Annotated in this window: 12 protein-coding genes and 1 tRNA gene; 8 read left to right on the top strand and 5 right to left on the bottom strand. The window is 64.2% G+C overall.

All coding sequences use genetic code 11. The annotated features are described in order from the left end of the window. The first annotated feature begins 12 nt into the window (after positions 1-12). Entirely contained in the window at positions 13-1,662 is a 1,650-nt protein-coding gene (locus tag KQ693_RS00490; RefSeq protein WP_054392189.1) for a CTP synthase, read from the top strand. Here the strand turns inward: KQ693_RS00490 and KQ693_RS00485 are convergent. The 5 genes from KQ693_RS00485 to KQ693_RS00465 all read right to left on the bottom strand — a co-directional run bounded on the left by KQ693_RS00485 (position 1,659) and on the right by KQ693_RS00465 (position 4,938). Continuing rightward, a complete protein-coding gene (locus tag KQ693_RS00485) occupies positions 1,659-2,684 on the bottom strand; it encodes a DUF815 domain-containing protein (RefSeq protein ID WP_267261603.1) in 1,026 nt (341 codons plus the stop codon). The genes KQ693_RS00490 and KQ693_RS00485 overlap by 4 nt on opposite strands. Positions 2,685-2,731: 47 nt before the next feature. After that, positions 2,732-2,807 (bottom strand) — tRNA-Lys (locus KQ693_RS00480). A gap of 70 nt (positions 2,808-2,877) precedes the next feature. Then, positions 2,878-3,489: a thiamine diphosphokinase gene (locus tag KQ693_RS00475; protein WP_267261602.1), complete on the bottom strand. Its 612-nt coding sequence runs from the start codon at positions 3,487-3,489 to the stop codon at positions 2,878-2,880. Continuing rightward, positions 3,486-4,436 (bottom strand): ABC transporter ATP-binding protein, encoded by a 951-nt coding sequence (locus KQ693_RS00470; protein ID WP_267261601.1) that lies wholly within the window; start codon positions 4,434-4,436, stop codon positions 3,486-3,488. The genes KQ693_RS00475 and KQ693_RS00470 overlap by 4 nt, the downstream gene beginning before the upstream one ends. Positions 4,437-4,491: 55 nt before the next feature. After that, a complete protein-coding gene (locus tag KQ693_RS00465) occupies positions 4,492-4,938 on the bottom strand; it encodes a c-type cytochrome (protein WP_267261600.1) in 447 nt (148 codons plus the stop codon). Between the two features lie 229 nt (positions 4,939-5,167). Here KQ693_RS00465 and KQ693_RS00460 point away from each other — a divergent pair, with 229 nt between their 5' ends. The 7 genes from KQ693_RS00460 to soxX (KQ693_RS00430) are packed head-to-tail and all read left to right on the top strand — an operon-like array spanning position 5,168 to position 10,088. Then, a complete protein-coding gene (locus tag KQ693_RS00460; protein ID WP_267261599.1) occupies positions 5,168-5,602 on the top strand; it encodes a SoxW family protein in 435 nt (144 codons plus the stop codon). Further along, positions 5,595-6,047 (top strand): thiosulfate oxidation carrier protein SoxY, encoded by a 453-nt coding sequence (soxY, locus tag KQ693_RS00455; protein WP_015717979.1) that lies wholly within the window; start codon positions 5,595-5,597, stop codon positions 6,045-6,047. Before KQ693_RS00460 ends, soxY begins: the two co-directional genes overlap by 8 nt. Before the next feature lie 11 nt (positions 6,048-6,058). Further along, positions 6,059-6,385 carry a thiosulfate oxidation carrier complex protein SoxZ gene (soxZ, locus tag KQ693_RS00450; RefSeq protein WP_219760096.1) on the top strand — a complete coding sequence of 109 codons (327 nt, stop codon included), beginning with the start codon at positions 6,059-6,061 and terminating at the stop codon, positions 6,383-6,385. 53 nt (positions 6,386-6,438) lie between these two features. Then, the gene (gene soxA, locus KQ693_RS00445) at positions 6,439-7,221 is read left to right on the top strand and encodes a sulfur oxidation c-type cytochrome SoxA (RefSeq protein WP_267261598.1); all 783 of its coding nucleotides are present in this window, start codon (positions 6,439-6,441) and stop codon (positions 7,219-7,221) included. A gap of 10 nt (positions 7,222-7,231) precedes the next feature. Beyond that, positions 7,232-7,810, top strand: coding sequence for a sulfur oxidation c-type cytochrome SoxX (soxX, locus tag KQ693_RS00440; protein ID WP_267261597.1), 579 nt, complete (start codon positions 7,232-7,234; stop codon positions 7,808-7,810). Then, positions 7,807-9,528, top strand: a complete 1,722-nt coding sequence (soxB, locus tag KQ693_RS00435; protein WP_267261596.1) for a thiosulfohydrolase SoxB — start codon at positions 7,807-7,809, stop codon at positions 9,526-9,528. Before soxX (KQ693_RS00440) ends, soxB begins: the two co-directional genes overlap by 4 nt. Then, positions 9,525-10,088: a sulfur oxidation c-type cytochrome SoxX gene (gene soxX, locus KQ693_RS00430; RefSeq protein WP_267261595.1), complete on the top strand. Its 564-nt coding sequence runs from the start codon at positions 9,525-9,527 to the stop codon at positions 10,086-10,088. The genes soxB and soxX (KQ693_RS00430) overlap by 4 nt, the downstream gene beginning before the upstream one ends. The last annotated feature ends 2 nt before the right edge of the window (positions 10,089-10,090 follow it).

Raw genomic sequence — 10,090 nt, 5'->3', positions numbered from 1 at the left:
GGCTGAAGTCCCGTGAACGGGGTTTCCGAGAGCACGCAAAGGCCGAGGAAGTACGTGTTTGTCACCGGGGGTGTGGTGTCCAGCCTGGGCAAGGGCATCCTCACCTCTTCCCTGGGAGCCCTCTTTCGGGCCCGGGGGTATAGGGTTACCGCCATCAAGATTGACCCTTACGTGAACGTGGATGCGGGGACCATGCGTCCCTATGAGCACGGGGAGGTCTTCGTCACCGCCGACGGGGCGGAAACCGACCTGGACATCGGCCACTACGAGCGCTTCCTGGACCTGGACCTCTCCCGGGGCAACAACCTCACCACGGGCCAGGTGTACCTTTCCGTGATCCAGAAGGAGCGCCGGGGGGAGTACCTTTCCCAGACGGTGCAGGTGATTCCCCACATCACCGACGAGATCAAGGACCGCATCCGCAAGGTGGCGGAGGAGCAGGGAGCCGAGGTGGTGGTGGTGGAGGTGGGGGGCACGGTGGGGGATATCGAGAGCCTTCCCTTCCTGGAGGCCATCCGCCAGTTTCGCTTTGACGAGGGGGAGGAGAACACCTTCTACATCCACCTCACCCTGGTCCCCTACCTGGAAACCAGTGAGGAGTTCAAGACCAAGCCCACCCAGCACTCCGTGGCCACCCTGAGGAGCGTGGGCATCCAGCCCGATGCCATCGTTCTCCGCTCGGTGAAACCGGTGCCGGAGGAGGTGCGCAAGAAGGTGGCCCTGTTCACCAACGTGCGCCCGGGGCATGTGTTCAGTAGCCCCAACGTGGAGCACATTTACGAGATACCCCTCCTCCTCGAGGAGCAGGGCCTGGGCCGGGTGGTGGAAAGGGCCTTAGGCCTCGAGGCCGTCTTCCCCAACCTTTCCTTCTGGCAGGAGGCGGTGAGGGTGCTGAAGCACCCCGAGCGCACCGTGAGGATCGCCATCGCCGGCAAGTACGTGAAGATGCCGGACGCCTATCTCTCCCTTCTGGAGGCCTTGAAGCATGCGGGCATCCGGCACGGGGCCCGGGTGGAGGTGAAGTGGGTGGATGCGGAGGGCCTCGAGGGAGCCGATTTGGACGAGGCCTTTAGGGATGTTTCCGGCATCCTGGTCCCCGGAGGGTTTGGGGTGAGGGGCATTGAGGGTAAGGTGCGGGCGGCCCAGTACGCCCGGGAAAAGGGAATCCCCTATCTGGGCATCTGCCTGGGGTTGCAGATTGCGGTCATCGAGTTTGCCCGGCATGTGGCCGGGCTCAAGGGGGCCAACTCCACGGAGTTTGACCCCTACACCCCCCACCCGGTCATAGACCTCATGCCCGAACAGCTGGAGGTGGAGGGGCTGGGGGGCACCATGCGCCTTGGGGACTGGCCCATGCGCATCCGCCCGGGTACCCTCCTCCACCGCCTTTACGGGAAGGAGGAGGCGCTGGAGCGCCACCGCCACCGTTACGAGGTGAATCCCCTCTACGTGGACCAGCTGGAGCGGGCTGGGCTGGTGATCTCCGCCACCACCCCGGGGATGCGGGGCCGGGGGGCGGGGCTGGTGGAGGCCATCGAGCTCAGGGACCACCCCTTCTTCCTGGGCCTGCAGAGCCACCCCGAGTTCAAGAGCCGGCCCATGCGCCCCTCCCCTCCCTTCGCGGGCTTCGTGGAGGCGGCGTTAAAGCACGCGGGGCTTTAAAGCAGGCTTCGGGCGAACTGCCGGGCCACGCGCCCGGAGAAGCCTTTTTGCAGGGCAAAACGCAGGGCCTCCCTTTCCTCCTCCGGGGTCAAGGGGCGGCCCAGGTGGTGGGCCACTGTCTTCAGGTAAAGGGTCTTGTCAAAGGGCGGGAAGGTGAGGATCAGCCCGAAGCGCTCGGAGAGGGCCAGGGTGTCCTGAAGCTCGTCCCAGGCGGTGGGGTCGGCCCCGGGTAAGGGGTTTTCCCCGGTTTGGCGCACCAGGTGGCGGCGGTTGGAAGTGGCCAGCAAGAGAACGTTTTCCGGCGGGCCTTCCAGGCTTCCTTCCAGGAGGGCCTTCAGGTGGTGGAAAGCTTCCTCTTTGGGATCCAGGGAGAGGTCGTCCAGGAAGAGGAAGAAGCGATGGGGAAGGAGGGCCAGCCTTTCCAGCAGGTTTTCCAGGTGGGCCAAGGCCTTGGGCTCCACCTCCACCATGCGGGCTTCTCTAAGGTGCAAAAGGCTTTTGGCGGCGGTGCTTTTGCCCGTGCCCCGGGCCCCGTAGAGGAGGGTGTGGAGGGCGGGTTTTCCCGAGAGGAAACGGAGGGCATTGGTCCTGAGGGCCTTAAGCTGCTCCTCGTAGCCCAGAAGTTCGTCCTCCGGGGGCAGGCGGTAGCTTCCCAGGGGGCGCACCTCGCCAGCGAAGCGGAAGGCCTGGTAGAGGGCAAAGGGATAGGGTCCGTGGGTTTGGAGCACCTGGACTAGGGCCTCGGGGTCGCGGGTGAGGAGGGCGGCCAGGGCCCCTTCCTCAGCGGGGTGGGGAGGGCGTTCCCCTAGGTCGGCTAAAGGGTACTCCTTCCGCCTCCCCTCCAGTTCCAGGGAGAGGACCTCGAGGTCCTGCCGTATCAGCTGGAGAAGCCCCGGGGTGGGCCTTAAAGCCCGCCAGGCCCAGGGGGCTTTGAGGAGGCTTTGGGCAAAGGCATAGCTCCAGGGTTCACCCCGGGGCAGGTCCAGGTCCAGGAGGTCCAAAGGGGTCTTGGGAAGCCTCATGGGCCCCATGGTAAAGGAAAACCCCCGGGGAAGGCCCCGGGGTTCCATGGTGGGCCGCACAGGACTCGAACCTGTAACCCACCGATTAAGAGTCGGTTGCTCTACCGGTTGAGCTAGCGGCCCAAGGTGTGCACGGCGTCGGCCTTGACGCCAAAAGCCAGTGTAGCCTTCCCTTAGGGCTCTGTCAAGGCGGCTAGAACAGGTAAAGCACCGCCCGTCCCCTTTCCACCCGCACCCGGATGGGCCCGAGGGCCTGGTTTTCCAGGGTGAGGGTGGTGGCCTTGAGGGGGGTGGAGGGAAGGTTCCAGCATGCTCCTTCCACAGCCAAGGTGGCCTCGGGGAAGGGCAGGAGGCTGAAGGAACTCCCCTTTTCCAGGGGGAAGGCGTGGAGTCCAGCAAGGAGGGGGAAGGCCCGGGTAAGCCCGTCGGTGAGCTCTACCGTTACCCCCTTTTCCGCCAGCAGAAAGGCCAGCTCCAGGTGGGCCAGGGTGTGGTCCAGGCGGCCCCCAATGCCCCCTAGGAGGAGGACTTCTTCGGCTCCTAGCTCCAGGGCCTTTCGCACCAGGGCTTCGCCGTCCGTCCGGTCCTTATCCCGGGGAAGCACCTCCTTGGGGGCGGGAAGGATTTGCTGCAGCCAAGGGGGGCTTGAGTCGAAGTCGCCAAGCCATAGTTCCAAGGGAAGCCCCAGGGCCAGGGCGTGCCGTCCACCGGAGTCCGCCGCCAGGAGGCGGAGGTCCCTTAGGCGTTCCCGCAAAGCCTCCGTCACCAGGAGGGGGCCGCCTAGGAGAAGGGCGAAGCGCCTCATCCCTCCAAGGGTACCGCCTGGGAAAGATCCAGGTGGAGGTGGACCTGGGCTCCCTCCGGGGGGCCTTCCAGGGCCTCGAGGTAAAGCCGCACCTTCCCAAGCCGCACCCAAAGCCCCACCCTGTTTCCGAAGAAAAGCCGTTCCTCCACCACCCCTGGGTGCTCCCCTCCCAGGCGGAGGGCTTTGGGCAGAAGAAGGTGGGGCTTGGCAGGCAAGCCCAGGGCCTGGCTTTCCTCCGGGGAGAGGAGGTTCTTGTGCCCGAGGAAGCGGGCGGTCCAGAGGTCCTTGGGCCTTGCGTACACCTCTTCCGGAAGCCCCACCTGCACGAGCCTTCCCTGACGCAGGAGGGCTACCCGGTGGGCCAGGAGGAAGGCCTCCCCCTGGTCGTGGGTGACTACCAGGGTGGTCACCCCTTCCGCCCGGAGGGTCCTGCGCAAAAAGAAGAGGAGCTCCTCCCGTAGCCTCAAGTCCAGCGCTCCCAGGGGCTCGTCCAGGAGGAGAAGCCGTGGCCTTGGCGCCAGGGCCCGGGCCAGGGCTACCCGTTGCTGTTCTCCCCCGGAAAGCTCCTGGGGTCGTTTTTGGGCATGAGGGGTGAGCTCCATGCGCTCAAGGAGCTCCTTCACCCGTGCTTCCCGCTCCTTCCCGGGCCAGCGGGCCTCCACCAGGCCAAAGGCGATGTTTTCCGCCACGGTGAGGTGGGGGAAGAGGGCATAGTCCTGGAAAAGAAACCCTACCCCCCGCCTTTCCGGGGGCAGGGGGGTGAGGTCCTGCCCGCGGAAGCGCACGAAACCCCGGTCGGGGGAAAAGAGGCCAGCGATGAGCTTCAGCAGGGTGCTTTTTCCGCTACCCGAGGGTCCCAGGAGGGCCAGGACCTCCCCTTCCCGAACGGTGAGGTCCAGGGCCAGTTGGAATCCCGGGAAGCGCTTCTCCAGGGCAAGCTCCAGCACCCCTCCATTAAAACAAGGAACCCGGGGCACGCCCCGGGTTCCTTGCGGGCCCGCCTTACTTCAGACCCAGCTTCTTGCGCTCCTCCAGCACCTGCTGGGGAGTGAGCTTCTTTTCCCGCAGGGCCTTGACCTCAGCGGCGGTGAAGGGCTTGAAGCCCTGGACCTTCTTGTCGTCGCCCCAGGCGGTGGCGATGTGGTTGAGAAGGGCGGCGATCTCCTCATCCTTCATGCCGTTGAAAGCTGGCATCGCCCCGTTGTACTTCATGCCCTTCACCTCAATCGAGCCCTGGAGGCCCCAGAGGAGCACCTTGATCAGGTACTCCCGTCCGCCCTGCTTGCTCAGGATATCGGACACGTGCCCGGCCAGGGGCGGGAAGGCCCCGGGGAGCCCCTGCCCGTTGGCCTGGTGGCATCCCGCGCACTGGCTGAAAAGCTTGGCGCCGTCTGCCTGGGCGAAGGCCAGGCTGCCGATAAGAAGGAGAGCCGTTAGGGTCCGCTTCATCTTTACCCTCCGGGGTATCAGGGTATTTTGTCCCTGGCTCCTTGTCAAGGCCTCTAATGAAGCCAAATCTTTAGCCATTCTTAAGAGTATAGTCCCGGGGGGTACAGGGGAGGGGCCTTCATAAGTGAGTTTTTATGAAAAGAAGGTTACGTGTCAGAGGAGCTTGACATTGCCCCGGTGGGGGTGCTAGGGTACAAATGTCCTTGGGTGTACCCAGGCGGTGTATAAGATGTACGCATACCGGGTACTTTGGTCCCTAGCCCTACTCGCCCTGGCCGCGGCCTGGGCGGCTCCGGACTTCGGCCGGTGGTATCCCTATGGCATGGCGCTGAACTTGGCCCAGAGCCACGGGCGGGTGGTGATGGTGTACTTTCACTCTCCTCACTGCCCCTATTGCGACCAGATGAACACCTTCGTCCTCTCCGATCCCCAGGTAAGCCGCTTCCTGGAGGACCGGTTCGTGGTGGCCTCCGTGGATACCGAAACCCCGGAGGGTCAGGAGCTTTCCCGGCGGTATCGGGTGCCGGGTACCCCAACCTTTGTCTTCCTCGTCTTCCGCAAGGGGGCGTGGGAAGAGGTGGGCCGGTTTTTTGGCAGCCGGCCCCGGGCGCAGTTCCTTTCGGAGCTGCGCCAGATCTGTGCCAAAGGAGGTGCGTGTGAATAGGCGAGCGTTTCTAAGGACCACTGGCGTAGCCCTCGGGGCCGTTGCCTTGGCGGGGCTTCCCGTAAGGGCGCAGGGTTTGGAGGGTGAGGACCTGGCCAACCTGGAGAAGGCCCTGCAGGCGGTATTGGGCAAGGGGTTCAAGGATCTTACCCCCTCCAACGTCATCAAGCTCACCATGCCGGCCATTGCCGAAAGCGGGGCCAACGTTCCCGCCGAGGTGGAGGTGAACCTGCCCTCGAGCCAGGTGAAGGCCATCCACCTCTTCGCTGACAAGAACCCTACCCCGCACCTGGTGGCCTTTATGCCCATGAAGGCCCTGCCCTACTACGCCACCCGGGTGCGCTTGGCGGAAACCACGGCTATCCGGGCGGTGGTGGAGACGGCGGACGGCAAGTTCCTTTTGGCATCGGCCAGCACCCGCGTGACCGTGGGTGGCTGCGGTTAAGGAGGTAGAAGATGGCCATTCGTACCATTGTTCGTTTAACCCCGGCCAAGCCCAAGGCGGGCGAGAACTTCAAGCTCCAGGTAGTCGCCCAGCATCCCAACGAGCCTGGCACCCGCCGGGATGCCGAGGGCAAGATCATCCCCGCCAAGTACATCAACCAGGTGGAGATCTACTTTGAAGGGGAGAAGGTGGCCGAGGCTAAGCCCGGTCCCTCCACCAGCGCCAACCCCCTTTACGGCTTCATGTTCAAGGCGGAAAAGGTGGGGACGTTCACTGTAAAACTGAAGGACACCGACGGAGATACCGGCGAGGGCACGGTAAAGCTAGAGCTGGCTTAGAGGTGGCGCCCGGGGGGAACCCCGGGCGCTGGGCATGGCGCGGAGGTAAGGGTATGCTCTTACGGTCCTGGTGGATGGTGGGCGTGCTTTTCCTGCTTGGCCTGGCCTTGGCCCAGGGGGAGGTGGATCCGCGGGAGGAGGCCAAGCGGCAAAAGCAACTCCTTTTGGAAACCGCGGGGATCCTGCCCACGGAGCTTATCGTGGAGCAGGGCAAGGAGCTCTTTAACCGCAAGGGGCCAAGCGGAAAGACCATGGCCGAGTGCGACTTTGGCCTGGGGAAGGGAGTTCTGGAAGGAGCGGCGGCCAGGCTACCCCGTTACTTCCTGGACACGGGCAAGGTGGAGGACCTGGATAGCCGCATCGTCACCTGCATGACCCAGGTTCAGGGCTACCGGCCCGACCAGGTCAAGCGGCAGGAGGTGGTGGCCGTTGCCTTCTACATCGCCAGCTTCTCCACGGGCAAGCCCATCCAGGTGCGCCTTCTCTTCCCCCAGGAACGGGAGCTGTACGCCCTTGGGGAAAAGCTTTTCTACGCCCGTAGCGGGGCTCGGGACGTGGGTTGCGCCACCTGTCACGTGAGTTATGTGGGCCGGCGGGCGGGGGTGCTTCCCTACGCCGATGTCCTGGGCAAGGATAAGTCCTGGACCCACTGGCCCGCTTACCGGTACTCCAACGACCAGATCTGGACTATGCAGGACCGCATCCGGGCCTGCTACGGTAACATCGGCCACCCGCAGCCTGCTCTTTACTCCCTGCCCATCCTAGCCCTGGAGCTCTTCATGGCCTACAACAACAACGGGGCCGTCGTGGAGGAGTGGCCGGCCTTTGTGCGATGAGGAGGCGGTGATGAAGGCGAAGAAGCTTATCCCCATCCTTTTGGCCGCGCCCTTGGTGCTGACCCTGGCCCAGTCCTACCTTAGCCCTTCCCAGCTGGAGGCCCTTCAGACGGGTGGCAAGGCCTACGCCGAGGTCTTCCTCAACCAGCGGCCGGACCAGGCCCTGTGCTCCACCTACCACAACCGTCTGCCCGCGGATCTTTTGCCTAAGTTTCTGGAGGAGCAGCGGGCCCTCATCAAGTACCCGGCGAATGGCAAGCTCATGGGGGACTGGAAGAAGGGCGGGGCCATCTTCAACAACCTGCAGAAGGCCAACTGCTTCTCCTGCCACTTTGGCTCCCCGGTGCACCTGGGCGGGGATGTGGGGCCCAGCCTGGAGAAATACGGTCTCAAGCGGGGCCAGTCCGAGGCGGTTCAGCGCTATACCTACGAGGTCGTCTACAACTCCTGGGCTTACTTCCCCTGCACGGTCATGTACCGCTTCGGGGCCCAGGGGCTTTTGACCCCCGAGGAGATCGCAGACGTGGTGGCCTACCTGTTGGATCCGGAAAGCGATTTCAACACCAAGCCGGCGGTGGGGTCTAAATGAACCGAAGGGAGCTTCTTTTTTGGCTTTCTGCCCTGGCGGGGCTCGGGCCCAGGGCTTTAGCCCAGGTTCTGGAGAATCCTTCCCGTCTCTATGACCTTCCCCCTTACGGCAACGCCACCCTCCTCTACTTCTCTGACCTCCACGGCCAGGCCTTCCCCCACTACTTCATGGAGCCTCCCAACCTCATTGCCCCTAAGCCCCTTATGGGGAGGCCCGGCTACCTCACCGGGGAGGCTATCCTGCGCTACTACGGGGTGGAGCGGGAGACCCCCTTAGCCTACCTGCTCAGCTACCTGGACTTCGTGGAACTGGCCAAGGCCTTCGGTCCCATCGGGGGCCTGAGCGCCCTTACCGCCCTTATCCGCAGGCAAAAGGCCCAGGTGGAGGCCGAGGGGGGAAGGGTCCTGGTGTTGGACGGCGGGGATACCTGGACCAACTCCGGCCTCTCCCTTCTCACCCAGGGGGAAGCCCTGGTGGACTGGCAAAACCTCACCGGGGTGGACCACATGGTTTCCCACTGGGAGTGGACCCTGGGGTGGGAGCGGGCCGAGGCGCTCTTCAAGAAGCTTAAGGGCGAGCACCTTTCCTACAACGTGGTGGATGAACTTTTCGGCGACCCCCTTTACCCTGCTTACCGGATCCACCAAATGGGCCGGTACGCCCTGGCTGTGGTGGGGGCCACCTATCCCTACGTGAAGGTGTCCCACCCCGAGCAGTTCACGGAAGGCCTTTCCTTTGCCCTGGACGTCCGCCGCTTGCAGGAGGCCGTGGATCAAGCCCGGGTCGAGGGGGCGGATGCCGTGGTACTTCTCTCCCACAACGGCCTCCAGCTGGACGCGGCTTTGGCGGAGCGGGTGAAGGGCATTGACCTCATCCTTTCCGGGCACACCCACGACCTCACCCCTTCCCCCTGGCGGGTGGGCAAGACCTGGATCGTGGCGGGAAGCGCGGCCGGTAAAGCCCTGATGCGGGTGGACCTGGAGCTTTTCAAGGGAGGTATCGCCAACCTCCGGCTCAGGATCCTGCCGGTTCTGGCCCGCCATCTCCCGGGGGCTCCCGACGTGGAGGCTTTCCTGGAAAAGACCCTGGCTCCTCACCGGCAGCACCTTTTCGAGCCCCTGGCGGTTTCCAACTCCTTACTTTACAAGCGGGATACCCTTTACTCCACCTGGGATGAGCTGGTGGGGCAGGCGGTCAAGGCCCTTTATCCCGAGGTGGACCTGGTCTTCAGCCCGGCGGTGCGCTGGGGCACCACCATCCTTCCCGGCCAGGCCATCACCCGGGACCACCTCTACGCCTACCTGGGTTTTACCTACCCCGACCTTTACCTCTTCTGGCTACACGGGGAGCAGATCCGGAACACCCTGGAGGACATCGCCAGCAATGTCTTTACCCCCGATCCCTTCTACCAGCAGGGCGGGGACGTGAGCCGGGTTTTTGGCCTCCGCTACGTGTTGGACCCCGATGCCCCGGTCGGCAAGCGCATCCGGGAGGTGGAGGTGGGGGGCAAGCCCCTGGATCCCAATCGCCGGTACCTGGCGGCCTCCTATGGGGGGAGGCTCCAGCGGCTGGGGGAGGCCAAGGCCGGGTACGAGCCCAGGCCCATCTACCAGGTCCTCGAGGAGTACCTCAAATCTGCTGGACACGTGAAGGTTTTGCCCAAGCCCAACGTGCGGGTGTTGGGACGCAACTACCGTGTACCGGAGGTGAGTTCATGACCAAAAAAGTGGCAATTCTGTTGGTTTCGGCTCTCATCCTGGGGCTTGGCCTCACCCAGATGAGTCCCTTTAGGGCCCGCTTTGAGGCGGCTTTGCATGCGGGCGGCCACGAGTTCGCCAAGGTGATGCTCTCCCAGGACAAAGGGCAGGCCCTTTGCTCCCAGTACCGGGACAAGCTTCCCCCCGACCTCATCCCGACCTTCCTGGCGGAGCAGAAGGCCCTCATCAAGTACCCGGCAAACGGCAAGCTCATGGGGGACTGGAAAAACGGGGAGAAGGTCTTCACCGATCCCAAGCGGGGTAACTGCTACGCTTGCCACGCCGGGGTGGCCAGCGAGGTGGCTCACGGCACCATGGGGCCGAGCCTGACCAACTATGGGCAGCGGGGCACCTCGGAGGCGGTGGTGCGCTACACCTACGAGAAGATCTTCAACGCCTGGGCCTTCGTGCCCTGCTCCCTGATGTACCGGGGCGGGGTGCACGGCCTCTTTACCCCGGAGGAAACCGCCGACCTGGTGGCCTTCCTGCTGGACCCCGAGTCCCCCATCAACCGGAGGTGAAC

Source organism: Thermus brevis, from assembly GCF_026427635.1.
Lineage (GTDB): Bacteria > Deinococcota > Deinococci > Deinococcales > Thermaceae > Thermus > Thermus antranikianii.
This window is presented reverse-complemented; position numbering and strand designations above follow the sequence as displayed.

Excerpts from the sequence above, each read along its gene's own strand:
- soxB (WP_267261596.1), top strand. The coding sequence starts at position 7,807 with ATGAACCGAAGGGAGCTTCTTTTTTGGCTTTCTGCCCTGGCGGGGCTC.
- soxA (WP_267261598.1), top strand. The coding sequence starts at position 6,439 with ATGCTCTTACGGTCCTGGTGGATGGTGGGCGTGCTTTTCCTGCTTGGC.
- KQ693_RS00465 (WP_267261600.1), bottom strand. The coding sequence starts at position 4,938 with ATGAAGCGGACCCTAACGGCTCTCCTTCTTATCGGCAGCCTGGCCTTC.
- KQ693_RS00485 (WP_267261603.1), bottom strand. The coding sequence starts at position 2,684 with ATGAGGCTTCCCAAGACCCCTTTGGACCTCCTGGACCTGGACCTGCCC.
- soxX (WP_267261595.1), top strand. The coding sequence starts at position 9,525 with ATGACCAAAAAAGTGGCAATTCTGTTGGTTTCGGCTCTCATCCTGGGG.
- soxZ (WP_219760096.1), top strand. The coding sequence starts at position 6,059 with ATGGCCATTCGTACCATTGTTCGTTTAACCCCGGCCAAGCCCAAGGCG.
- KQ693_RS00460 (WP_267261599.1), top strand. The coding sequence starts at position 5,168 with ATGTACGCATACCGGGTACTTTGGTCCCTAGCCCTACTCGCCCTGGCC.
- KQ693_RS00475 (WP_267261602.1), bottom strand. The coding sequence starts at position 3,489 with ATGAGGCGCTTCGCCCTTCTCCTAGGCGGCCCCCTCCTGGTGACGGAG.
- soxX (WP_267261597.1), top strand. The coding sequence starts at position 7,232 with ATGAAGGCGAAGAAGCTTATCCCCATCCTTTTGGCCGCGCCCTTGGTG.